The following is a 24,508-nucleotide window of genomic DNA, read 5'->3' as shown; positions in this document are numbered from 1 at the left end:
TCATTATAGATTAAAAAGTTTGGCCTAAAAACATTTTCTGTATTCAAAAAGATGTAAAGCATTGAATAAAAGAAGAAGTTTAGGACTTTCTCTTTTATTCTTTTTCCAGTAGAGGACATTTTTCCGTGTCGAGTTCGAACTGTAGGTGTGGTGGCTAAAATTCCATTCTTCCACTGCCTGAATGGCTTGCTGCCGGACTTCATCTATTTGCTGGTAGCGGCTGATTTTTCCAGCACCAGATGAGAGGTTTGTACATGATGCTGGCCATCCAACGACCAGACACGCGTGATGGATAGGGCTTACATAGGTTAGCTGTTGTAGCTTCTCTTTTACTTCCTGCAAGTTGATGTTCTCAGGGACTCCCTTCAACATTAAGTGGAGCGTGTCTTTCAGTCTTCCGCCAACGCCCCATAAAATGTAAAGCGTAATAGCCAGGGATAGAGCGTTTATGTATTGTGAAGCTACTGTATAACCTCAAATGGAAAGCTGATTTTTTTCTTTTCCCATGCCAGCGAAATGGTTCCTTCTTTGTCGCTTAATTTATTTACCTGATAAGTAAGTTCTTCTTTGGGCTCCTGAAGGGTTTCCGGCTTAACGGAAAAGCGGAACACATCTTCCGACTGCTTGTACTCATCCTTGCCGTGCTGCTCCCTGTTGCGGTTAAAAATTACGGTCCACTGGTCTTCTCCGGGAATGGTAAAGAAAGCATATTTTCCGGCGGGTAATTCATTGCCTGCTATTTTTAAGGCTTGGTTCGTTTCCAGCCAGGTAGCATTGTGAGCGCCTGAAACCCACACCTCATCCAGAGCTACCAGACCTCCGAACACGATTCTGTTGCGAACCCTGGGAGAGCTGTAGTCAATATGGATATGAGCGTCTCCTACCATGGCCATCGTACTGGTGTGGGGGCTTAGAGGTTTCTTCTGCTCTCCTTCATCTGCCTGGTCTCCGGCCTGAACTGCTGAAGGGTGCTGGTGCTCCTCAGCAGGCTGCTGCTGTTCATGATTTTCTTCATTGCCCTGGCAGGATGCTAACAGCACCGCAACAGCAATTACGATTCTAGTTTTCTTCATTGGTGAACTCTTTTTGATGCAAATATGCAGAAAAAGATAAATAAGACAATGCGGTTTCTGAAGATAGCCTCAGCCTAAAATAAGGTTGGCTTTTTGACTATGTCTTCCCCACAGCCCATTCTCCAACTAGTCCTTTTCAGCGGCTATATCCTTTATCGACTTTGCCTTTTTAGGTGAAGGACAATGGCTAAAGGTCCCCTCCACCTATTCCCTGCACCCTAACTACCTCTGCTTTGAAGCCTGCTTTCTCCACCAGATTCTTTACCTGATGCGGTTCCAGTTCTTCTCCAGATACGCTTAAAATTTTATCCGGGTTATTGGTGTCAACCTGCCATTTGGAGATAGATTCATCACTATTTAAGTAAGGGGTAACTGCTTTTACGCAGCCACCGCAGTTTATATTTGTTTTGAATTTTAAAACCTTCATTTTCAGTTATTTAAAATGTTTATCTGTATTTGGATACGACCGGTCTGCATAATGGGTTCTGCCGATAGGAGAGGCAATTTACTGAATATGAAGAACTTATTGTTATGGCCTCTCCTGATGGTATCGAGGCAAGGCCTTTAAAAAATCAACAGGAATGCTTATTCAAGAGGATAGGTGGGAATAACACTCCTTCTCTATGGCAAAATGTTGTCCAGGAAAGTCATAATGATATAAAACCATCACAATAGGAGGGGGTTGAATAGAGATACTGTACCGAAATAACTTTTTAAACTGTTATGGCCAAGCATTCCCACCACCAAAATGATCACCATCAGCATGAGTCCTCCTCCAAAGAGGCTGAAAGCCAGAAAAACCAGGTAGAAGAACGGCTGGAGGAAAAGACCCTTCATGCACACCAAAAGGCTATGCCGCATGGGGAAGGTTCGCACCCGCCCCACCATGAGCATATTGGGCAGGGAAAACATGACCACCATGGTGGTCACCACAATCATCATCAGATGATGATTGAAGACTTTAAAAAGAGGTTCTGGGTTTCTCTGGTTTTGTCCATTCCTGTTATTGTGCTGAGCCCTATGATCCAGCACCTGCTGGGCTATAGCCTGGGCATGGATGTTTCTACGCAGCTATGGATTTCCTTTGGTCTTTCCACCATTATCTACTTTTACGGGGGCTGGCCTTTCCTTACAGGTTTAGTAGAGGAAGTAAAGAAAAAGGCTCCCGGTATGATGACCCTGATTGGTATTGGTATTAGCGTTGCCTACTTTTACAGTACCGCTACTGTCTTTGGCCTGGAGGGGATGGACTTCTTCTGGGAACTTGCTACTCTTATCGTGGTGATGCTGCTGGGGCACTGGATTGAAATGAAATCTGTGATGGGAGCTTCGAAAGCCCTTGAACTGCTGGTAAGTATGATGCCTGCCGAAGCCTCTGTAATTCGGAATGGAAAGACGATAAAGGTAAGGATAGATGATCTTCGGAAAGGTGATACCATCCTCGTACGGCCGGGAGAAAAAGTGCCTGCCGATGGTTTGGTGGAAGAAGGGGAGAGCTACCTCAATGAAAGTATGCTGACGGGTGAAAGCAAACCGGTACAAAAGGTGAAAGGGGAGAAGGTAATCGGAGGTTCCATCAACGGCAATGGTTCGATAAGAGTGAAAGTGGAGCATACCGGGGAAGAAAGTTACCTGAAGAAGGTAATCAACCTCGTGCAGGATGCTCAGAAAACAAAGTCCGCCACCCAGCACCTGGCAGACAGGGCTGCAAAATGGCTTGCATACACAGCTCTTTCCGCAGGCTTCATTACCCTAGCGGTATGGCTTTTCGTTGGAGCAGAACTGGATTTTGCCCTGGAGCGGATGGTAACTGTTATGGTGATTTCCTGTCCGCATGCCCTTGGGCTTGCCATTCCCCTTGTGGTGGCCATTTCTACAGCTGTATCGGCGAAGAATGGCCTGCTTATCCGCAATCGCACGGCCTTTGAGAATTCCCGGAAAATCACCACCATTATTTTTGATAAGACCGGGACCCTTACCCAGGGCTCTCATGAAATTTCGCAGGTGGTGGTTTTTGACAACACCACCAGCAAAGAAGAAATGCTTCGTTTAGCTGCCGGAGTAGAGCAGAATTCAGAGCATTATATTTCCCAGGGCATCCTTCGGAGAGCAAAAGAAGAAAATATTCAGGTTCCTGCGTCAGAAAACTTCAACTACTTACCAGGCAAAGGTCTGGAAGGAGTGGTGGAAGGAAAAGACATTAAGGTGGTAGGTCCTAATTACATTCAGGAATTCAATATCCAGGTACCTGAAAGTTCAGCAGAAGAAGGAGTGGAAACGGTGGTATATGTAATGGTAGAAAGGAAAGTAACAGGATATATTACCCTTCGGGACCAGATAAGACCAGAATCAGCCGAAGCCATTAAAACCCTGAAAGATAATGGAATAAAGAACCTGTTACTGACGGGCGATAATGAAAGAGTGGCCGGAAGTGTTAGTAAGGCTCTGCACATGGATGGCTTCATTGCGAATGTACTGCCCCACCAGAAGCAGGAGAAGGTAAAGGAACTACAAGCTCAGGGGGAATTTGTAGCGATGACGGGCGATGGAGTAAACGATGCGCCTGCACTGGCACAGGCCAATGTGGGCATTGCTGTAGGTTCCGGAACCGACGTGGCAGCTGAAACGGCAGATATTGTCCTGGTCAATAGCAACCCTAAGGATATTGCCTCTCTTATCCTTTTTGGGAAAGCGACTTACCGGAAAATGATTCAGAACCTTTTCTGGGCAACGGCTTATAATATTGTTGCCTTGCCCTTGGCTGCTGGTGTTCTCTACAATCAGGGTATAATGATATCGCCGGCAATAGGGGCGGCCTTAATGAGCCTCAGTACCGTTGTGGTGGCTGTTAATGCGCAGCTGCTAAAGAGAAGTATAAACAGTAAAGATTAAACCGAAATGACAAATAAGAATAAAGAAGTACTGGAAGGTTATGTGGTGGATATTATCTGCCTTACAATTTTTTTTCGTCTGCAAGAGAATATAGTCTGGTGTCTTTTTTCTATTCAGCTCTATGTCAGGTAGTTAAATATTTTTACATTCAAATATTGCTTATATTAACAAAGACACAGAAAAGAAAAAGTATATGGATTTCTAAAGGGGAAAATATATGCTCAACCTTAATGATTTTATTGTCAATAACAATAATTACCAGAAGCTCAGGGTAAATGAGCTAGTTTTTACCATTTTCGATTGTATGGCGGAGGGGAGCCGGTTGGGAATTTGGTCCCACCACAATTTTTTGTCTAGGTTTTAAAGGGGAAGAAGATATGGAGAACTCCTGAAAAGACCTTTATGGTGGGACCTGGTGATTCCATATTTATAAAAAAAGGTGCTTATGTGGGCCACCAGATTTTTAAGGATGATTTTTGCGCACTACTAGCTTTCGTTGCATATGAATTTATTGAAGAAATAATTGAAAAATTATGATCTGCCGATCTCCAGCTTGAGTAAAGGTGAAGAAAACGATTCTTTGATTCCCCTCCGGGTAAATAAAGTTTTAGCTAGCTATTACCAGTCTGTCCTTTCCTATTTTCAGGAATCTGTTACTCCTGCTGAATGTCTGCTCCAGATGAAATTTGAGGAGCTGATCATTAATTCTGTTTATTTCCATCAAAATTCTCCGCTTTCCCACTATTTCAAACAACTGTGCACCGAGGCAAGGATCTCCCTCAGTAGTACACTGCAAACGAATTTCAGCTATCATCTGCCACTAGAAGAATTTGCCTGGTTATCCGGTAGAAGCCTATCAACTTTTGAGCGGGATTTCGTAAAACTCTATAGGATTCCGCCAGGGAAATGGTTGACAAAAAAGCGTCTGGAGCATGGGAAATATTTGTTGGAAACAACCGGAAAAGATATTAATGAAATAGCTTTTGGCAGTGGCTTTGAAAACACCTCCCACTTTATCAGGATATTCAAAGAAAAATTCGGCTTCTCCCCACGCAAATACAAAAGTACAATCCTGTTACCCTCACAAACTTAGCCTTGAATTGCTGAGTATATTTTTTGAACTTTAAGGGATATACTTTTTTCCAGTTTCAGCTTATCTTTAACCTGAACTCGGGAATTGCCACCACGACACCATCAGTTTTAAACAACTGTAAATCAGCTGAATAAAATAAACAATAAGTCTAAAGGAAGGTAGAAATATTGCCAGATGTTTCACCTAAACCTTTAGCCTTATGTCATTTATCATAGATACCACTTAGGTAGTAAAAGTTTTCTGTTACATTGATGATTTTTGTAAGGAGGTAGAGAGATTTTATGTTACTCATCCACTTCCTGAAGGACTTGAAAAGAGGAAATCAACAGCAGGAAGAAAACCTTCTTTATCAGAGAGTGAAGTGCTGACAATTCTGGTGCTCTATCATTTATCTGGCTTTAAATGCTTTGAGAACTACTATAAGAGACTGGTGCTGCAGGAGCTGAAAAGCTATTTTCCTAAAGCAGTCTCTTACACGCAGTTTCTCTTTCTTTCCTGACGAGCATGCTTTCATATCTTTTTGCTGGCTCACTTTTTCTGTACTTTCTCCTCAAAAACCAATCATTACTATGTAGATTCAAAGAAGCTTCCCGTCTGTGACAACAGAAGAATCCACAGCAACAGAGTCTTTGAAGAGATAGCCTCTAGAGGTAGAGACTTCCCAGGATGGTTTTATGGCTTAGACAGCCACGCCTAAAACTACATCTGCTATTTAACCAGTGGGGAGAACTGATGCACTTTCCCATCACCCCAGCCAATGTTGCCGAAAATAATCACGAGGTTCTAAGCTACCTCTTCAAAGGTCTACAGGTAAATGCTATGGAGACAAAGGTTATCTAACCGCTATGCTGGAAGAGCGGCTGGAAAAAGGAATTCATTTATTGACAAAAGTCGGAAGCTATATGAAGAACATGCTTCTAAACCTGCAGATAAGTCAATTTTTTGAAAAGAGGCTCAATTGAGGCAGTCAATTATTTTATTATGAGCGTCTGTGATATTAACCACATCAAAGATGGAAACCCGCTCAGCGCTTGAGTACATATCTCCTCAGGCTTAGCCAATTATACTTTCATGGACCACAAATAAAGTAGCTTCAGTCCATCCAGTTTTGCCGCTTAATCCAAGGTTAAGACAGATTTTAGAAACACCTGTCATTAGCATGAGCTGTATAAAGCCACCCCTTTGAATGAAAGCATTAATTGTTAATGGAAGAAGATCCGGCCTCATTTTGACATTTCCTTTAAAAACCTTAATAAATGTTAAAATTACTATCTATTTGGTTATCAATTTATTATATTGTTTTATGAGTAATTTTTAGGACCAAAACTTTTTAGTCATGAAAAAATTCACCCACCCCAAAGTAAGACATCCCGTCTTCAGCACATTTTTATTTTACTGCTTTCTATGCAGTTTCCTCAGTATCTCCACAGCCAATGCACAATTAAGCGGCACCTATTCCATTGGCAGCTCAGGGGCCGATTACCCAGGTTTTAATGAAGCCATCAGGGCTCTTGAAGAAGAAGGTATTTCAGGCCCCGTTACCTTCCAGGTACAGCCAGGCAAATACGAAGAACAGCTAAACCTCAGTAGTATCGGAGGCAACTCCTGTAATTTCCCGATCATCTTTGAAGGAGCAGGCAATGATCCGGAAGAAGTAGCCATTCAATCCCCATCAGAATTTGCCTTTACGGTCCAGATAAATGGAGTAGATGGAATTCGTTTTCGGAACCTAAGCATTGTCGGGAATATTGATGTGGCTCCCGGAACTGATTGCTTTCAGCTGGAGGATAATATCATCCAGGGATCTCTTGTCGCTAAATCATCCGCTGAAAGCAGAAGTAATCAGCACCTTTACCGGAATAACCTTTTCCAGTCAGGAGGAGGAATATTTAAAGACAATGAAGCTCCCTGGGACCCGAATGCTCCAATTTTCGACCAGGGGCTGATAATTGAAGGAAACAGCCTTGCGGGAGGAGGCATTACCATTACGGGTCAGGCAGATTTTAAAATCAGCCGCAATTCTGTGAATGTTTCCGGCCAGGAACGAGATGGCATTTCGGTTACCAACAGCTGGTATGGCCTGGAAATAAGTGAAAACTCCATTGGAACCAGCGCAGACAATTATAAAGGAACCGCCCTGCTTCTGAATTCAGCTGCTGCGGCAAGGATAACGAAAAATGGCATCGGTTTTGGAGACGGAGGCTTTGCCATGGATGTATCCACCGGCAAATCACAGGACAATGAAATTTTAATTGCCAATAACCGGCTGGTGGTGGACGGACTGGATTCTAGAGGCCACTCACATTTCGATCCTATATCCAACCTTGTTGGGATGGATATCAGCAGTAATTACGGCAATGTGGTTAAGCTCTACCACAATTCAGTACAGGTTATGGGCCAGTCGGAGTATGTGCCCAATTATGCGCTGAAACTTGAAGGAGAAGATAACAGCTTTCATGTTTTAAATAATCTGTTTGCCAATACTGCCTTTGGTGGTACTGGTATAATTGTAGATGCCCCGTCAGCCATTGCGGAAATGGATTATAACAGTCTTTACTTCGAGTATACCAGCCTTTTTGCCAGTTGGAACGGGCAGAAAATTGAATCTTTGGAAGAATGGCAAAGGGTGACCGGCTTTGGTGAACATTCAATTAGTGCCTTTCCTGGCTTTCCCTACACAGCTCCAGGTGAAGAAATGAAGGGAGCCGGAATTTATCTGGCCGAAGTGCCTACAGATATCTATGGGCAGGAGAGAAACAATCCGCCCTCCATTGGGGCAATAGAAAAAGAGCTCACTCAAAATCCTCTTTCCGGCATCTACACCATTGGTGGAGAAGATCCGGATTTCTCCAGCTTTGCAGAGGCTGTTGAAGCTATAAGTAATTCCGGAGGAATAGAAGATAGCATTATTCTTCAGGTTAGGCCAGGCGAGTACAGTGAGCAGATAAATATTCCAAATTACGGTCAGGAAGCTAGAATAATTATTGAAGGCGAAAGCGGGGATAGGACCGATGTCGTGCTAAAGTACCCTGAGGGAGATGTTTTAGAGCCCGAAGGGGATGTTTTAGTTCTGGATGGAACAAGCAATCTAATCTTCCGGAACATGACGGTTGATTCCGGCATCCGAATTGAAGGCGGTTCTGACTTGCTTTTTGAGAACAACATTATTCATGGCGGGATAAATGCTTCCGAAGTAAGGCAGGATACTTACCGGAACAATCTCTTTGTTGGGGAGGGAATAACGATTCGCGGCCCCGGCCATGTAGAGCAGGGGGGAAACCCACGTTTCCTGACGAATCTTGGTCTGCTTATACAGGAAAATACCTTTAATGTCAGAAGCACAGCCATTGATTTGTTTGCTGAGAAAGATGTTGTCATCAGCGGTAATATCATTAACATAGAACAGGATGATGAAGGTGGTGGGGTTACTGCGATAAGTGTTGATCAAAGTCTGGATATCAAAGAAATTATTAATAATTCCATTATTTCAAACCATCTGAATTCAACAGGAATTTCTGTGACAGGAAGCTTTTTCGCAGGAGATTTACCTCAGGAGATTAGCAGGAACAGGATCGTATTAGAAAAGGGCGGGACAGGTATTAATTTTAATTTTGATCCGGGCGCCAGTTCAACTGCTCCTGCACTTGTGGCAAATAATATGGTTTCTATCCATGCAACTAATGGAGGTACGGGAATAGCCGTGAACACGCCGTCTGGCGATATGAACTTCTTCCATAACAGTGTGAACCTTTATGGAAGCAATGCTGACAGTAAAGTGGTTGCTTTAGATTTTGATTCAGAGGAACCGGCTAATGTCCGTTTTAACAACAACATATTTTCCAGTTCCGCAGATGGATATGTGATGGTTGGGGCCTTTTCTACCGGAGCAGAAGGAGTAATCACATCAGATTTCAATAATTTGTTTACGACAGGGGAAACCCTGGCTGTTTGGGATGAAAATACAGTGTCGAATCTGGACGAATGGCAGGCACTTTCCGGCTTAGATCAACATTCTCTCGCAGTCGATCCCAAATTCTTATCCGATGTAAATCTTATTCCGGCTAATTCGGCCCTGGCCGGAGCTGGTACAGGATTGGGAGAAGTGCAGGTAGATTTCTTTGGTCATCAGCGTTCATACCCGCCCACCATAGGCGCAGTGGAGAAGGTACAAACCAATCAGCCTCCTGTGGTTAATGCGGGAAGAGATAAAACCGTTACTTTGCCGCTGGAATCTCTTTACCTGCGCGGAATCGGAAAAGATGCCGACAGCAGGTTTACAGCATTTTTGTGGGAGAAGCTAAGTGGGCCATCTGTTAGCATGAGCAACTTCAACACAGCCAATGCTTTACTGCAGGATCTCCAGCCAGGGGAATATGTTTTCCGCTTCTCCGCTACCGATAATGAAGGAGCTACCGCCTCCGATGAAATGAAGCTGACGGTCCTTTCGGGCAACCAACCACCGGTTATAAGTATAGGAAAGGATAAAACGGTTTATCTTCCACTTGAAAAGTTACTTTTATCAGCTGTTGGGCACGATCCGGATGGAGTATTCAGGGAATTCCGATGGGAGAAGTTAAGGGGACCCTCCGTATCCATGAGACAGGAAAATACAGCCAATCTTATTCTCACAGATTTGGTAGAGGGAAGCTATCTCTTTCGTTTTACCGCCACGGATAATGCAGGCGCCAGTACTTCGGATGAAATGATGCTAACGGTACAGCGAAGGAATCAGGTGCCAATTGTAGATGCCGGAGGAGACAGGACCATTGACATGGGATATTTTCAGTACCAGATTTCCGGCATAGGTTTCGACCCGGATGGGGTATTCAGAGCCTTTCGGTGGGAGAAGGTAAGTGGTCCTTCCGTAAGCATGCAGCAACAGAATACAGCTAACCTTATCCTGACAGATTTTGAGCCGGGGGTTTACACCTTCCGCTTTTATGCGACAGACAATGACGGAGCCACAGCTGCTGATGAAATGAAGCTGACGGTTAATCCTGAGCCTGCTATTGCATTCCAGTCATACAATATTCATGTTTCTGCCTATCCGAATACTTTTCAGGATCATATTCATTTAACCGTCCAGGCAGCAGTGGCGGCGGAGTATCAGATGGAAGTGTACGATATGCTGGGCAAAGTGTATTATCGCGGCAGTTTTGCAGGAGGTCTGCCTAATGAGCAGGCACATCGAATCGATCTATCGGATGTAAATATGAGAGATGGATTGTATTTAATAAAGATTGAAAACAGGAAATATGGTTTTGAAGAGGTAGTAAAGGTGGTAAAAGCCTGGTGAAATAGTGATTAACGAATTAATTACGACCGGCCGCTTAAGAACAAACATGAGTCATCCCGAATTCTGCAGGGATGACTCATGTTTTCTGTAAAGGACCAGGCATTCACAGAAAAAAGCCATCTGACACAGTTCCATTTACACTCCCTATCGAAGAAGTTAAGTGCTCTCTCCTCCTTATTTTAAATTGTTTCCTCCTGTTACTTTAAGAAAGTCGTCTTAGCATAAAATAAAGCCGGGAATTGATTCACTACCTTCAATACACCTACAGATTGTCCTTCTGTTAACTTCAACTAAGAAAAACTTCCCTGTGGTCTTACAAAGGGGAGTACTATAAGGGTGGATAGGCTTGGTTAATATTTAGGGGTCATGTCCTTGTTCAATAAAAGTTTCAACATGCCCTTAATTGTGCTTTAATGTCTAATTCTCTTAAATCTTACAAATGAAATTCCCTTCCTGAAATTGTTTGATAGGTAACTCGAAAATTTCTATTTTCATCATTCTTATAATTTATTGAAATTACCACCGTCCTTTGTGAAGTGATTCAATTTCCCGATAAATGAAAAAGTTGCTATTTCTTAATCTTGTGTTCTTAATAAAATTTCAAACTTTGCTAGCTCAAATTCCTGAGGAAATGCAGGCCCAATTAAAAGATAACCCTAAAGTGCTTTCGATTGAGTATGATGAAGAATTTTATCCTAATGGAAAGATCAAATCAAAAGGATATTACTTTATGTCAAGGTTTTACCCGTTTACATCTGATATTGAGGGAGTTGATACAGTTTTGTATTCTGTGGGAGAGTGGAAACATTATTTTAAAAACGGTATAGTAAAGGAGTTCAACTATTTTCCCGTATTTGAAGATTCAGCTTTTGTGTATTCATGGACTTTTAATAAGAAAGGGAAGAAAGTTTGGTTTAATAGGTATTATTGTAAAGAAGGAATTGTGCCACTCGAAGAGTTAGTTGATGATAATTCTAAACCAAACTTCATTCAAAACTCCTTTCAAATAAGTTTCTTTAATAATGGAAATATAAAATGGGAATCAAATATAACTAGCAAGGGGCCAGTGGGGGAATTCAAAGAGTACCATAGAAATGGGAGAATTAAAAAGATTATTAACTATAACCATAATAGCCTTAAAGATGGTGATTCAAAAGTTTGGTTCCAAGATGGGACTCTCAAAAAAAGAGGTAGGTACAAAGAAGGCTTAAAAGCCGGAGTCTGGGAGAAATATAATAAAAAAGGCCACCTGGTAAAAAGCAAGAGCTACTGTCTTAGCCCCCTAAAGGACTTTCCGCATTAATGTATAATCTTAATTCATATGACTTCTAAGGTTCGAATTCTTTTATTATTACTCCTTGGTTTTCCTTTTCAATTTGTTTTTTCCCAAACATTTACTTCAGCATTTCCAGATACCATCAACAGGCTTAATACGGTGGAAGATAAAATAATTAACTGGAAGATCGGCTCAAAGGGTGAATTGAATAGAAGCCAATTGGCGGCTGAGTGGAGGCTGAATGTGATGGAGGTAAGAGATAATTTAAAGTACGGGCTCCATTACTTTTTTGATTCGGCTGAAAATATCGTGTGTTCCAAGGTGATGGTAAATGAAGAAAACAATTATGAGGAACATGTGACTTACAATATTTTCGATAGTTTGGGAAGAATACGTTATATCTTGCAGCCCCAATTTGTTGAAGAATTAGCTAATGGTTCTCCCCTTGTTGAATGTATTGCAAAATATGCTTTTCAATATCAATATTGGTTAGATACAGAAAGAATAAAAGCCCAGAAAATTCCAGGCGGTGCCTGGAAATATATGATCTATGATATTGATGGAAAGTTAAGAATGTATAAGGAGGAAGGTGACAAAAGGTGGAAAGTAAATAAATTTGACAGGCAGGGCCGACACATTCTTTTTGGGAGTTATGATTCAAATTTGGAACAGGAAGAACTTCAGAACCTGGTATTTTCCTCTGATAATGACTTTGAAGTTGTGGATTATACTACCAGAATATGCTATTCCCTAGATCGAAGTTTTCCCCAATTAAGAGAACTAGATTTATTTTCCATTACCTATTATGATAATTATCATTTTTTAAAAAATGATTCACTATTTCAGTTCCATACAATTGAAGGTCATAATGAAAAACCTTCTGATGCAAATGGAATGGTTACTGGAGAAGTAGTTAAGAGTTCCATGGATTCACTTCCAATGATGACAACTTTCTACTATGATAATTCGGACCGTATAATACAAATAGTTTATCATAATCCTTTTGGAGGAATAGATAGGTTTGCCAAATCTTACTTTTCAGATGATCCTGGCTTGTCGGACCTACAATTGAAATCTACTCTAGTTCATCAGGGGTTAGAAAAAGTTAAAATTCAGAAAAGCTACACTTATACTTCATCCAGTACAGAAATAACTCATCAGATAAATGAGCAGGCGCCAGTGAGCCTTGTGAAATATTGGTATAATGATTCTGGACTTATCCAGAGGAAGATATGGAACGGTTCAATAAAAAACGATTATGTCTATGATGATGACCTTAATTTGACTGAAATAATAGCCACTGAATTAAAAGATGGTTCTCTTGGCAAGAAGCTCGGCATAATAAAAATGAATCTGAATTATGGTAAAAAAAACCTTTTAAACCTGTTTCAGAATTCACAAAACGTTTCATCTCTTGAGGTAAGTTACTTTCGGCCACAAAGGCCGGCTTACCAATATCAAAATGTCTATAGTTACGATAGTTTTAATAGGCTTAAATCAGCAAAACTCCAGGTAGGGATTCAAAATAGCTGGGAAAGTTATAGTATTAGAAATTTGTTTTACGATAAAAATGGAAACATTTTGAGCCTTACCAGGGCAAGGAATAAAAAAGTAATAGATCGGTTGAATTATGAATATTGTGGAAACAGGTTATTAAGAATTTCTGATTTTGGAAATCGTAAGAAAGGATTCAAGGAGAAATCAAGAAAAAAGGAAGAAGAATATTTTTATGATTCAAAAGGAAACACCATACTGGATTTAAACTCAAATATTACTTCTCCAATTCAATATAATTTTCTTTCCCTTCCAGTGGAGATGATAAATGGGGAATATATTAGCCAAGTTTCTTATTTAAGGAACAATAAGATTAAAGTGATTGTACAGGGTAAGGATATTCTACAAGAGAATGTTTTCGTTAATTCAGAATATACAGAAGATGAAATTCAGTACCAAAATAATTCCATTAAGATAATAGAACATTCAGAGGGAAGGATAGTAAAGAATGGAGATCAATATGAATATGAGTTTTTCCTGAAGGATCATTTAAACAGGGTAATAGTAATCTTTGATGCCGTAGGAGAGGTGGAAAACTTGAACAATTTTTTTCCTTTTGGTTTAAAAATACCTCTTCTCGAATACACTGGTAGAGGAATAACTAATTACTACCCCCATCATTTTCAAATCTATAATTTTCGAATCTATAATCCAATTATAGGAAGATTCTTAAACTGTAATCCTCTGTCTGAACTTGAGTTGGATTACAGTCCATACCACTATGGGTACAATAATCCTTCGAGCAACTTTGTGCCGCTAGGATTAACAGTTCAATCAAAATAATACTAAACTAACCAATAGTTTTGGTTTCCGTACTTTTTTAGAAAGGAGGAAGCTTTAAATAGGAAAGCAGTTTAAGCGGCAGGCTCGCTGTGAAAATTATTAACCTCTTATGCAAAAGAGAAGACAATTTTCAGCCGAATTTAATGCAAAACCGTGGCGCCGGTGCGATGGTTTACCAGTGATACCTTTACTGATATTCTCAAGAAGAAAGGAACCAAATCAGAATGGGTGGTAAAGACAGAGCCACTGATAAAATTTTCATCGAGAAGATGTGGCGCAGTGTAAAATGTGAATATCTTTTCCTGAAGAGACTTGATTCTTGTTATTGTAGAGCCATTTCCGAGGTAAATTTCCAGATACTCAATTATTCTGTTGACATCGGCTTTTTTCTTCCGGCCTTTGCTTAAGTCTGCAGTTTCGCTGGCATCAGCCAGAACTAAGCCTTTTGCCTGATTGCAGCTGGGGAGTTTGAGCAGGGAAACGCAAATACATTCAGCTAACCTGCTTTTATGTACACCCGCCTGGCCCTGGATAATATTGATAGTATGAGGAAAAATTACAGCGTTTTCGTTTTGCTTTATAACAGGGTCAGAGAATTTAATGTCAGTTGCCTTTGCTGCTTTTAATTTCTCCCTGGTTTCTAATACCGTATTTAAATTTTCGGAATAGGTCTTGCTCAACTGCTTTTCAGCTTCATTTTTTATATCGTCAGGACTTATAAATTGCTTGAAATCAAAGTTTGGGTAGTCTTCATTTTAGAAAGAGAAAGGGATTGATTTGGTTGGAAAATACTGTGTAGGAAAGGGGAAGCTGGAGGGCTGGTTACCCCAGGAAAAACAAAGGCAACTTTTTTCGGAAATAGGCCTTTAGTAGGAGCAACGTCAGCAGTAAAAGAATAGGCATGTTCGCTGCTTTTGCTGTTTTTGCCCGTTGGTCCTTGTTGCTGCACGTTGCTGTACCGTGTTGTTTACAGGTTTAGCCATCTGTTGTCAGTAAAACAACATGGTTTTCACCACCATCCACAGTAGAAGTGGTATATTCTATAGTATTCATAAGAACTTGATTAAGGATTGAAAAGGGAGGGCAGGAGGAGCCTGCCCTCTCATTAAAATCTGAATGGGCGATGGGTGGCGTAATTTGCCGATACAGAAAGTATTTAGAACTGATAATCAGTTACTTACAATAAAAAGGTACAAATAAGGTACAGATTACCTATAAAAACAGCTTTTCTCTGCTTTTTATGTTGCCCATCCTGTGAAGTTAAAATCGAAATTTAATGGATTAGGGGTTTCATTAGAAAAGTTTTTGAAAGACCATTTTACAGATTCTTCATAATGATGAAAAAAACTCCAGAAGTAATCAAAGTCGACCTCATCAGTAAAATCCTTTTTATCTTGACTTGACAGCGGAATTATAAAAACCAAAGAAATGGAGGTAAAGCAAAATTCACCAACAGCATGAGGCAAATTTTCGTTTTTATCCCTTCTAAAGGATACCCTAATTTCTGGCTGTATAATGGGGTTTTTATTAAAAGCCAAAGCCACTTTGGGTAGCTTTTTTATTTGCTTTTTTCCTCTAATCCATTTAATAGTTTCTTGGAAATACTCAAGCTGGTCGGAAGAGATAACGCTTATAAAAAACTTACATAATGCTTTATAGATATTTTGTGGGATCACTGGATATTTCCCTGGAAAAGTTAGATTGAAGGGTTTAGTAGGGTCTATTTGTTCTAACTCATTGGTGAAAATTTCTAAAATTTTATTTTCCTCATGAGACCCCATATTAAAATTTTTGCCGCTAAAAGGTTTTACTCCCCCTTTGCCCATAACATCAAACCAAGTTCTAAAGAAGGACAAATATTCTATAATATGAGGTTCAATGGATTTGCTGAATTCTTTATTGCAGTCATCACATTCTTCAAATAATATCAATTTTTTATTGCCAAGACCCTCTGGAATGGCGTGCGCTTTATTTTCAAAAGTTGTATTTGACCTGCTGTTATTACAAAATCTACACCTTCTTTTAGTTCGTTTAAATTCCCCGATTTTCAAACGGCTTGACCCGAAGATTGATAATGTATAATTATTTAAGAAATTCTGAAATCGTTTTAAGGTCTGCTTGTGGTAATCTTCAAAATTTTCTCCCGTTTTTTTCGATTTCAGAATATCGTAAAGCATTAGCTTTTCAAGTTCATTGAACTCCCTAAGTGGTATGAAGAAAAAGAATTCATCACTTTTAAGCTTGCGGAAAAAGGAAGGTAAACTTTTGAGTACAGGATTACCGTTTTTATGTTTCTCTACTATTTCATTAATTTTTGACCTTACAACTTGGGTATTTTGCTGTAGAATTTTTATTGTGGTGATTTCTTGGTTTTCCTCATTAGGAACTGAAAAATATTGGATTAATTCTTGGGTAGGAGCATCTAACTCTCCATCATCTGTAACCGGTACCTTATAGATAATATTATCTGTTAGTGCTAAAAAAGTTATTGTATGCTCCTCCATTTTTCTTATTGATAAGATGAGTTAATGAGAGCAAATTTAGAAAAAAGTCTATTGTACCACTTAATAAATTCTCAGTTTACCACTTTACATTTTAACTTATTAAAGCCTGTTCAAAGTCATTATGTGAAACACTTTCCGCTTTTCGTATCTGCTTCATTAACCGCAAATACTTTTTAGTTGGCTTTCCAGCATACGACCTTTTAAAATGTTTGCTATAAAGCTGCTCATACAGGCTATCCAATTTGAGGTAAGCCCCAAAGGTTTTATCAAGTTGTCTGTACTTCTTGCTTTGGGTTTGGCTCTCGTACATACAACCTTCAAAGGCTTCACGGTGCAGGAATTGGCCGCCAATGCTGTAAAGGTTCCGGCAACGCTTGTTAGTTGCAGGGCAAAGGAAATACCAAACCCGGCCTTTGCCAATATTAGCAGGAACGGACACTAATTTTACCCGGTACTGCATCGGCTTTTCCCTGAAACGGTAATCCAGTTCAAGGTATGGGCTATCAGAATTTGTATTAACGGTAATGTCAATTGCTCCTGTTTTATTGCCGTTCCTGCTCCATTTTATTGAGCCGCTTTTTTGCTGGTTCGGTTTCAGGTAGCCCCATTCTTTTAGCTTTGAAATGTGGATTTGCAGAACTCCATCGTACAGGGTCGGAAATGTCGGGTATTTTGCCATTGCTGTTTGATTTTTAAACCTAAATCTTTAGGGAAATTGCAGTATAGTTGTTCTGTTACCGTTTGGGTTTAGATGCAAAAAAGGCTCTATTTTAGCCTGAACGGGGGTAAATCCTTACTTTGGAATAGGTGCTGTTAAACTCTATTAAACGGCCTCCTGCAAGGATAATTAACTGTTTGATACATTCAACAACCTTTGCCGGGTTCTTAGCCGCTTCCGGTAGTTCCTCAATTGAAATAATTCTGCTTTGGGTAATCCCTACGGCTGTGGTATAAATAAAGCTGCTAACCTTGTCAAAGTATGTAAAATCATGTTCAGGTTTAGGGGCTTTTTCATCTTTGAAACTGTTGCAATTCGTTGCTTTTTGTGTTGGCTCTGCCTGCGAAAAAAAAGTTTTTTTTAGGGCTACACCTTTTTCACTTTTTTCACGGGTTGAGCTTTCAATGGATTCAGGTTCGGGCTGCTCCTGTACGTTTCGCTTTCGGAACAGTCGCCAATCCTGTTTTATTAAATAGTCTGCAAGGTCGTTTCCCTGCTCTTTATCGCTGTCAGGGGCTAACTGCTCTAAAAAGTCCGCAACTTTAAAGTATGTACCCGGCAATTGGCTTTGTATGTCCTTTGCATTCCGGCTCCACAACTCAAAGGCTTTACCGCCTTTTGATAGGTCAGGAAACAAATAAACATTCCGGCCTTTAAGTGCCTGGCATTTGTTGAGGTTTAAGCTGCTCAAATTGTAAACTGCAAACCAAAGCAGGTTTTGGGGCTGTTCGGGAAAGCCAAAATACAACGTGCCGTAAATAGCCGTTTTAGGGGCTTCAACAAGGGCAATGGGGTTATGTGGGTACTTGCTTAACAAGTGTTCACCAAACAGGCAGGAAACCCTTTTATCGTTCTTTTTATAGCCTTTTAACCATTCGGGCAAAGGCTCATTGTTCCAAGTGTGCTGCTTTTCAATAATTGAGTGCAAAAAGTCCGTGCCTGTGGTGTGGTTCGCTTCGTCAAACTGCTTTACCTGCACCGCTCTTACATTGCCGTTTTTATCAATAAAAGGAAAGGTAATTGCCCCTGCTCTATAACCGTCTGTAACCGTTCCCAAATGGTATAAGGAAATAACCTTTTCAATATCCTGTACCTCAAAAGGAAAGGCAATCCGTGTGAGTAGGTTTTGAATGAAAACGTTCTGTTCATAACCTGTACGGGTACGGCTGAATACCTCAACGGGAATAAATACAGGTTCAGGGGCTGACTGTGGCTTAACGGTTCTACGTTGAGGTTTCCATTTATTCGGAAATTCCAAACGGTTGCCCTTTTCCTGCTCTTTTATTGCTTTGGCGTACCCGTCCAAATACGGGTTGAGGTGGTACGAACATTTGCTTTCACGGTCGCAACGCCCGTACTGGTCGGGTAAATAACCGCCTGTTTCTGTATCAATGTAGCGAACGAACCGCCTTTTATTGCATTCCGGGCAAAGGTGTTTTTTGCTGCCTTTCTCTAAAATGTATCTGTGTCCTCTGCTCATTTTAGAAAGGTCTTTTGCTGTTTACCAAATACGCTACATTACCAACGTTCAGCCTATCAACTACAACGCCAATACCTGAAAGCCTTTTAATGAAATTGGTCTTTTTCACGGGCTTAAATCCGTCCTCAATGCAAAAGGCTTTATATTCAGGGTATAGTTCTTTAATCAGCCTATAATCGGTGGGGCTGCTCTGATAGTCGTTTTCATCAATAAACATTTTTACGCTATCGGACTGGCTTTTATACTGCTCAACTGCCTGCTTTACGGCTTCACAATCAGTAAACCGTTTTTGCTCCAACAATCGGTTAAGCCCTTCTATTACCCAGTTAAAAACGCCTGAAAGCTCGTTTTCAATTATTTTAGTATGTAGCTGTTTATCCTGTTCCTCTGGCGGTATGGTAACATCAAAAGGAATAATTAGGAACCGCCTGAAATAAGCGTTTGTATGCTCAACGTCCTTTGGTAACTCATTACAGTTAAATATCAGCTTTGCGTACTGCTTCATTGTGAAAGGTTGCCCATATTTTGCACAAGCTTCAACGGGTTCGCCTGAAACCAACTGTTTGAAAACTGCACTTTCCAGTTTGCCGTTAATTTCGCTGGCATAGTTTACCAACTTATGAGCAATTTTTACCCGGTAATATCCTTTCTCCTCTGTCAGGTTTTGTAATGAATAATTGCTTGTATTTTCTGTACCCAGTAAGGCACTTACAATTTCAAAGAATACGGATTTGCCATTAGCCCCGGTTCCGTAAAGTATTAACGCCTTTTCTTCTTTCAGCCTGTTGCTGCCGTGTTTTATGAAAATAAAACCCAAATATTCGGCCAGTACCTTTTGCCGTTCTTCATCGGGTAATACCCGGTTTAAATAGGCTTCAAATAGGGGGGCTTTGGCCTGCGGGTTGTATTCAAATGGTAGCTGATAAGTAAGGAAGTCGGAACGGTCAAACGGCCTTAATTGGTTGCCTTCCGGGCTTATTTCAAACGTGCCGTTTAGCAGGTTAATCAATACCCTGTCTGGCAATGCTGGCTTGGGTTCAAGATAGGCCGTGCTTAGAAACTGCTTGTAAAGCTGCTCCCTAAACTGAAAGTATTTTGCAGTAAATACGGGTACGCCCATTTTTTCGGCTGCTTCGCCTAAAAACTTTTGGAATGTTTCCTTATCTACTTCGTTCCAGTAAGTGCCATTGTACAGGTAAATAAAATCGTGGTTCTTGCATAAGCCCCAACGGTTGTTTTCGGCAACCTTTAGGACGTTTTCAATAGCCAAAACTAAATAATGCTTATTGTTCAGGTTGAAGTTTTCGGCATTGTTAGGGTTTGCCAAGGCTTCAAAATCCAGCGGCTCAAACTGGTCAATTAGCTTGCTTAGTATTTCAGCGTGCGGGGTAGGGGTTTGCCTTGTTAATCCCTGAACACCGTTAAGCAATGTTTCCGGCTGGTTCAGGTCGTCAAACTGTGGGTTTAATTTTACGGCTTTCATGCTTAGAAAAGGGTTAATTGGGTGGAACATCCGGGGGCATTGCCGGGGTTTGTGGTTATGTACCACGCTTTGAAGCCTGTGTGTTTACATTGCTTCTTTTCAATTTCCCAAAGTCGTCCCGCCTTTTCTAAATCACGCTTGTATCTGCAAATATTCTTTTGAGGTATTCCGGTTGCAGCCGATACCATTGAAGCCGTTGCAACGTGTTCCTCTAAATACTGGAATATGGTTTTTAACTGGTTCCTAAAGTCCTTATCTTTACCCTGTCTTTTATGCTGAAAAGCATTAGGGTTGTTCAACTGGTTATTTTCCATTGTTCAACCCTTTTTTATTGTTCAACAAATACGCTTCTGCATCCGATTCAATTTCAGCATTAGACTTTTTGCGGCCTTCTTTCAGGTAATCCAGTAATTCAGTCCGGGAAAAGTACAGCCGTTTGCTCCGCTTCATTACGGGCAATTCGCCCTTACTTACCTTACTATAAATGGTAGGTACTGTAAGGTTTAAAAATTCGGCTGCTTCCTGAACAGTTAGGAGTTGTTCAGGTGCATTAGCTGGGTGCTGCTCTCTTTTTTCAAGTAACAGCTTTTTAAGTTCGCTAACTTCTTGCGTTAGCATCGTTACCGCTTTGGGTAACTGGTCAAATGTTAAATTTTCGTTCATTACAAAAGAGTTTTTGTTTCTTTTGCAATGATATTGCTCTGTAAGTGCCTGTAATAAAGGTTAGTAACCTTAGTGGTAGTTTCGTAAAATTCGTATAAGTTTAGTAAACTGACTTACTAAAATTGGAGCTAACGGTGTTTGTTTTAAATCCCTGAAAATAATTACCTAAAAGCCCGGCATACTCCTTTTGCTTTCCGTGAGGTTTGACGGCTACGTTTTTGTAGTATTCATAAAACACTCTCATAACTTTATCCTTTGATGGGGTATTTTTTAGATTGAATAAGTCTTTAGGCGGTTTCTTATCCTCAAATGCAGCTTTAAGAAATTTTTTCAGTTCATTATCAGTAAACCAATTACTCTTTACAAGGCCATTTTCAAAATGCTGATAAACCTTATCACAGCTTACATTATCAAACTTATTTACAAAGCTAAACTTGGTGGGGTTGCTATCTTTTGGTGTTGAGGCTTCCAGTTCGGTATTTTTTGGAGTTGCCGGGCTTTGGGTTGGCTCATTATCTTTTTTAAGCTGCTGTAAGGCCGTAATTGTGGCCTCAATTTCTTTTTTTATCCTTTCCGCTAAAGGGTGGTTCTCCGAAAAGGATAAATATTCAATTACCAACTCTTCCAATAAGTAAATTTGAAAGCCTAAATCCTTTCCTTCTAAGTTGGTAGCAAAAGAGCTTAAATATCGTTTTGCTTTACTAAAATGGGTTGGTAAGCCTCTTTCATTGTACTTTCTAACCTCTGATGAGGATTCAGTCCAGTTTTTGCAGGCTATTAAAAATCCAACTAAATCAAATCTCGAAGACGTGGTGTTAATTTGTGCTGCATTTGTTGATTGCTCATTTAACAACCTTTCCAGCCAATTTTTAAATAAATAGTATTCTGCATAAATACTTGCTGTTAGGCCACTATTAGGGGTGCGGCCGGGTATTGTCCAGCCATCCTTTGAGCCGCAAAAGTTTTTATTATAGTAATCGTACTTAATTCTAAGGTATTCCTGCTTAGGACAATCAAATTTTGGCTTTTCGGTAGCATCTAATAGGCTTAGGCTTTCCGCTTCTTCAATAAAACTGTTAATTACTTTTAATCGGTCTTGAATTGCTTTTAGGGCTTTCGGGGCTGTGCCTTCCATCCATCTAATTTGCAAGCTCTCAAAAATTTGTTGAGCATTTAGCCTAACTAACCTTTCCCAAGCTTTTTCATTGGTTTCAGGGGGTGGTAATTGTGTTCCTTTTTCTCCAACCTGAACAGTATCTTTACCGTGCCGGGTGTTTATCCTTTCTGCATCGGCTTCTGAAACTATCCATTCAATACGCTCTGAATTTTCATACAATACGCTGGGTCTTTCAACTCCAAAATGTTCTTTATACCTGTCCTTCATGTGTCTTTTATGCTCTAAGCGTTTTATAAATCCAGTTTAATTTTATCGGCTGCTTTACGTTTGGCTTCATCAACAATTTTGGCGTAAACCTGGGTTGTTTTCAGGTCTTTGTGTCCAAGCATTTTTGATACGGTGTAAATATCCGTGCCATTAGATAGCTGCAAGGTTGCGAATGTATGCCGAAAGCAATGAAAGGTTATTTCCTTTGAAATTCCAGCGGCTCCAATCCATTGAGCTAAATGTTTATTCTGATAGGCTGAATATTCCAGCCCGTCAAATACTTTTCCTGTGGGTTCGCCCGGTGTGCCTAAAAAGCTATAAGCCTGTTCGGAAATAGGTAAATAATTATCCCTTTGGGTTTTCTGCCTTTTGGTTAAAATCAGGTATTCATTATCATCACTTTTTCTAATATCGCTCCAAACCAAATTTTGAATTTCTCTGAATGCCATTCCGGTAACGGCTGAAAAAAGGGCTGCACGCTTTAGTAAATCATTATTGCAAGGGGTTTTAACAAGCCTGTTCAGTTCCTCAATAGTCAGGTATTCCCGTCTTGTTTCGGCTGCTTTTATGGGCTGTACTTTGGTGTTCAGGTCGGTTTGAAGTATGCCGTCTTTGTACGCCTGTTTTAGTGTGGCCTTTACCTTATTGAAATACGATACAGCGGAATTTTGGGAAAGGGTGGTTTTGCTGCTCTTGTTGCTTTTTGTGGTAAGCAGGTATTCTTTGAGATCCTCTAAAAACTTTTCGTTCAGGTCGGCAAACTTCAAGCTGCCATTGGTAAAAGCTTCAAGGTAATTGAGTGCCGAAACCCAGTTGTCGTGGTTTGAGGCTTTCCGCTTTTTGGCTAACTTCCTGAAATACTCAACAAAGCATTGTTCGCCCAATTCTTTTAGCCTTAGTTGTTCCTTTTCGTATTGGCTGTAAATTTCCGGTTTGTTTAAGAAGTTTTCCCGCTTCTGCCTGATGCTTTCGCCTATTTTGAGCGTTTCGGTATTGTGCTGCTTGTCAATCGGTGTTTTAGGCTTTTCAAAAATGTATAGCCCTAAAAACTCCCTGCGTGTGGGTTCGCCTGTTTCGGGGTGGGGTATAGGTGGGTAAAAGTCAAGGTACAGGCTCTTACGCCCCTTGCTTATTTTCTTCTGCCGTAATGCTACTTTAGTTGCCATTGTGTCTTTTATGCTTTTGTGAAAATCGTGAAAAAAGTGAACACCTGAAAAAAACTTTTTTACGTCAGTAATTCATCTATTATCCGCTTCGGTACATAGGCGTACCAACCTTTTTTTATTTTAGGTATGCTGTTCCTTTTGATAAGCTGCTGAACGGTGCTTTCTGAAATCCTGTACTTTTCCTGTACCTCTGTAAGCGTATAGCAGTCCGAAATTTCAAAATAGCCTGCTTCTTTCCAGTCGCTTAGTTCCTGCCTTTGCTGTTGGGGTATGGTTCCGCTCTCCGGTATTTCAGTAAATAAACTGTCAAGGTCGGAACGCCTAACAATGGTTTTCTTTTCCAGTAGGTTAGTGGCCTGTAACTTTCCTGAATTGATAAGCTTGTAAACGTTTTGCCGGGAACAACTTAAAAGTTTTGATACCTGCGAAACCGTTAAAAATTCCTTTGCTTTCAGTTCCTCAATAGGTTGTTGCTTAACCTGTACAGTTTCTCTATTTGACTGCTCAACCTTTTCGGCTCGTTTCCGGGCTTTATAGGCTCTCTTTGCACAAGCCTCACCGCAATATTTAGTTACCGTTGTACGGGCTGTAAATTCCGTTCCGCAATGCTGGCAAATCCTTTGTACTTCAATGTTGCTGCTCATCTTTCTGTACCTTAACTCGGTGTAACAATCGGTAATTTCTCCCTTAAAGTGTTTAAAAGTGTTCCAAAGTGTAAGCTATGTAAACTTTGTAAACCAAATGAGGTACAAAATACCTGAAAAAAAGCCCCTTTTCAAATAGGGATACAACAAAGGTACAAATTTGTACCTAATATCGCATAATAACGCAAAACAAATATAAAACAGAAAACACTAAAAAAGCCCTATAATTAGGGCTTTAGGTGGTTTTTCAATGGTTTTGTAATGAGTTGTATTGTGGGGGTTACTTTCCGATACAAAACTTTGAAAAAATATTTGCCAGTAAATCATCTGTCGTAATTTCACCGGTTATTTCACCTAAGTGATAGAGAGAATTGCGGATGTCTAGGGCCAGGAAATCATTGGTAATTTCCCCTTCAATGCCAGTGATCACTTTAGTGGACCCCAAGCTTAGGACAGCTTTCTTTGAATTTTAATTGAATTAAGCAGCCACTTTATGGAT

18 protein-coding genes and 3 pseudogenes are annotated in these 24,508 nt (G+C 40.4%); 7 read left to right on the top strand and 14 right to left on the bottom strand.

The window, feature by feature from the left end:
• Positions 1-24: 24 nt before the first annotated feature.
• The 3 genes from F752_RS0113405 to F752_RS0113395 all read right to left on the bottom strand — a co-directional run bounded on the left by F752_RS0113405 (position 25) and on the right by F752_RS0113395 (position 1,500).
• Positions 25-372 (bottom strand): hypothetical protein, encoded by a 348-nt coding sequence (locus tag F752_RS0113405; protein WP_017732258.1) that lies wholly within the window; start codon positions 370-372, stop codon positions 25-27.
• Between the two features lie 89 nt (positions 373-461).
• Complete coding sequence (locus F752_RS0113400) at positions 462-1,073, bottom strand: DUF2911 domain-containing protein (RefSeq protein ID WP_017732257.1); 612 nt, start codon at positions 1,071-1,073, stop codon at positions 462-464.
• 187 nt (positions 1,074-1,260) lie between these two features.
• On the bottom strand, positions 1,261-1,500 hold the full coding sequence (locus F752_RS0113395; RefSeq protein ID WP_017732256.1) for a heavy-metal-associated domain-containing protein: 240 nt from the start codon (positions 1,498-1,500) through the stop codon (positions 1,261-1,263).
• 296 nt (positions 1,501-1,796) lie between these two features.
• Between F752_RS0113395 and F752_RS0113390 the strand changes: the two genes are divergently transcribed.
• From F752_RS0113390 to F752_RS0113340, 7 genes and pseudogenes are all read left to right on the top strand, one after another.
• Entirely contained in the window at positions 1,797-3,965 is a 2,169-nt protein-coding gene (locus tag F752_RS0113390; protein ID WP_017732255.1) for a copper-translocating P-type ATPase, read from the top strand.
• 369 nt (positions 3,966-4,334) lie between these two features.
• A pseudogene (locus tag F752_RS26995) lies at positions 4,335-4,502 on the top strand (hypothetical protein); the annotation flags it as partial.
• A gap of 16 nt (positions 4,503-4,518) precedes the next feature.
• Entirely contained in the window at positions 4,519-5,058 is a 540-nt protein-coding gene (locus F752_RS24135) for a helix-turn-helix domain-containing protein (protein WP_152425138.1), read from the top strand.
• A gap of 247 nt (positions 5,059-5,305) precedes the next feature.
• Positions 5,306-6,144 (top strand): annotated as a pseudogene (locus F752_RS27050) (IS982 family transposase).
• A 250-nt stretch (positions 6,145-6,394) separates the two neighbouring features.
• Positions 6,395-10,354 carry a PKD domain-containing protein gene (locus tag F752_RS0113350; RefSeq protein WP_017732247.1) on the top strand — a complete coding sequence of 1,320 codons (3,960 nt, stop codon included), beginning with the start codon at positions 6,395-6,397 and terminating at the stop codon, positions 10,352-10,354.
• 607 nt (positions 10,355-10,961) lie between these two features.
• Positions 10,962-11,657, top strand: a complete 696-nt coding sequence (locus F752_RS0113345) for a toxin-antitoxin system YwqK family antitoxin (RefSeq protein ID WP_160164114.1) — start codon at positions 10,962-10,964, stop codon at positions 11,655-11,657.
• A 132-nt stretch (positions 11,658-11,789) separates the two neighbouring features.
• A complete protein-coding gene (locus tag F752_RS0113340; protein ID WP_160164113.1) occupies positions 11,790-13,967 on the top strand; it encodes an RHS repeat domain-containing protein in 2,178 nt (725 codons plus the stop codon).
• 140 nt (positions 13,968-14,107) lie between these two features.
• Here F752_RS0113340 and F752_RS0113335 read toward each other — a convergent pair whose 3' ends face one another.
• The 11 genes and pseudogenes from F752_RS0113335 to F752_RS25805 form a co-directional block, all read right to left on the bottom strand.
• Positions 14,108-14,647: a hypothetical protein gene (locus F752_RS0113335; RefSeq protein WP_017732244.1), complete on the bottom strand. Its 540-nt coding sequence runs from the start codon at positions 14,645-14,647 to the stop codon at positions 14,108-14,110.
• A 558-nt stretch (positions 14,648-15,205) separates the two neighbouring features.
• Positions 15,206-16,471 carry an HNH endonuclease gene (locus F752_RS0113330; RefSeq protein ID WP_017732243.1) on the bottom strand — a complete coding sequence of 422 codons (1,266 nt, stop codon included), beginning with the start codon at positions 16,469-16,471 and terminating at the stop codon, positions 15,206-15,208.
• A 91-nt stretch (positions 16,472-16,562) separates the two neighbouring features.
• Complete coding sequence (locus F752_RS0113325; RefSeq protein ID WP_017732242.1) at positions 16,563-17,150, bottom strand: hypothetical protein; 588 nt, start codon at positions 17,148-17,150, stop codon at positions 16,563-16,565.
• 91 nt (positions 17,151-17,241) lie between these two features.
• The gene (locus F752_RS0113320; protein ID WP_017732241.1) at positions 17,242-18,669 is read right to left on the bottom strand and encodes a DUF6371 domain-containing protein; all 1,428 of its coding nucleotides are present in this window, start codon (positions 18,667-18,669) and stop codon (positions 17,242-17,244) included.
• A gap of 1 nt (position 18,670) precedes the next feature.
• Positions 18,671-20,152 carry a DNA primase family protein gene (locus F752_RS0113315; RefSeq protein WP_017732240.1) on the bottom strand — a complete coding sequence of 494 codons (1,482 nt, stop codon included), beginning with the start codon at positions 20,150-20,152 and terminating at the stop codon, positions 18,671-18,673.
• A gap of 2 nt (positions 20,153-20,154) precedes the next feature.
• The gene (locus tag F752_RS0113310; RefSeq protein ID WP_017732239.1) at positions 20,155-20,466 is read right to left on the bottom strand and encodes a hypothetical protein; all 312 of its coding nucleotides are present in this window, start codon (positions 20,464-20,466) and stop codon (positions 20,155-20,157) included.
• Entirely contained in the window at positions 20,456-20,815 is a 360-nt protein-coding gene (locus F752_RS0113305) for a helix-turn-helix domain-containing protein (RefSeq protein WP_017732238.1), read from the bottom strand. Before F752_RS0113305 ends, F752_RS0113310 begins: the two co-directional genes overlap by 11 nt.
• Before the next feature lie 100 nt (positions 20,816-20,915).
• Positions 20,916-22,199, bottom strand: coding sequence for a hypothetical protein (locus F752_RS0113300; RefSeq protein ID WP_017732237.1), 1,284 nt, complete (start codon positions 22,197-22,199; stop codon positions 20,916-20,918).
• Positions 22,200-22,222: 23 nt separating this feature from the next.
• Positions 22,223-23,365, bottom strand: a complete 1,143-nt coding sequence (locus tag F752_RS0113295) for a site-specific integrase (protein ID WP_017732236.1) — start codon at positions 23,363-23,365, stop codon at positions 22,223-22,225.
• Positions 23,366-23,424: 59 nt separating this feature from the next.
• Positions 23,425-24,009, bottom strand: a complete 585-nt coding sequence (locus F752_RS0113290; RefSeq protein WP_017732235.1) for a helix-turn-helix domain-containing protein — start codon at positions 24,007-24,009, stop codon at positions 23,425-23,427.
• A 280-nt stretch (positions 24,010-24,289) separates the two neighbouring features.
• Positions 24,290-24,478, bottom strand: a pseudogene (locus F752_RS25805) (tRNA uridine-5-carboxymethylaminomethyl(34) synthesis GTPase MnmE); the annotation flags it as partial.
• Positions 24,479-24,508: the final 30 nt, after the last annotated feature.

This window comes from Nafulsella turpanensis ZLM-10 (genome assembly GCF_000346615.1).
Taxonomy (GTDB): Bacteria; Bacteroidota; Bacteroidia; order Cytophagales; family Cyclobacteriaceae; genus Nafulsella; species Nafulsella turpanensis.
Note: the sequence above shows the minus strand (reverse complement) of the source record. Positions and strands in the feature narration are given on the sequence as shown.

Bases quoted from the DNA above. Each gene is read 5' to 3' on its own strand.
- F752_RS0113405 (WP_017732258.1), bottom strand. From the start codon at position 372: ATGTTGAAGGGAGTCCCTGAGAACATCAACTTGCAGGAAGTAAAAGAG.
- F752_RS0113400 (WP_017732257.1), bottom strand. From the start codon at position 1,073: ATGAAGAAAACTAGAATCGTAATTGCTGTTGCGGTGCTGTTAGCATCC.
- F752_RS0113395 (WP_017732256.1), bottom strand. From the start codon at position 1,500: ATGAAGGTTTTAAAATTCAAAACAAATATAAACTGCGGTGGCTGCGTA.
- F752_RS0113390 (WP_017732255.1), top strand. From the start codon at position 1,797: ATGGCCAAGCATTCCCACCACCAAAATGATCACCATCAGCATGAGTCC.
- F752_RS0113350 (WP_017732247.1), top strand. From the start codon at position 6,395: ATGAAAAAATTCACCCACCCCAAAGTAAGACATCCCGTCTTCAGCACA.
- F752_RS0113330 (WP_017732243.1), bottom strand. From the start codon at position 16,471: ATGGAGGAGCATACAATAACTTTTTTAGCACTAACAGATAATATTATC.
- F752_RS0113325 (WP_017732242.1), bottom strand. From the start codon at position 17,150: ATGGCAAAATACCCGACATTTCCGACCCTGTACGATGGAGTTCTGCAA.
- F752_RS0113320 (WP_017732241.1), bottom strand. From the start codon at position 18,669: ATGAGCAGAGGACACAGATACATTTTAGAGAAAGGCAGCAAAAAACAC.
- F752_RS0113315 (WP_017732240.1), bottom strand. From the start codon at position 20,152: ATGAAAGCCGTAAAATTAAACCCACAGTTTGACGACCTGAACCAGCCG.
- F752_RS0113310 (WP_017732239.1), bottom strand. From the start codon at position 20,466: ATGGAAAATAACCAGTTGAACAACCCTAATGCTTTTCAGCATAAAAGA.
- F752_RS0113305 (WP_017732238.1), bottom strand. From the start codon at position 20,815: ATGAACGAAAATTTAACATTTGACCAGTTACCCAAAGCGGTAACGATG.
- F752_RS0113300 (WP_017732237.1), bottom strand. From the start codon at position 22,199: ATGAAGGACAGGTATAAAGAACATTTTGGAGTTGAAAGACCCAGCGTA.
- F752_RS0113295 (WP_017732236.1), bottom strand. From the start codon at position 23,365: ATGGCAACTAAAGTAGCATTACGGCAGAAGAAAATAAGCAAGGGGCGT.
- F752_RS0113290 (WP_017732235.1), bottom strand. From the start codon at position 24,009: ATGAGCAGCAACATTGAAGTACAAAGGATTTGCCAGCATTGCGGAACG.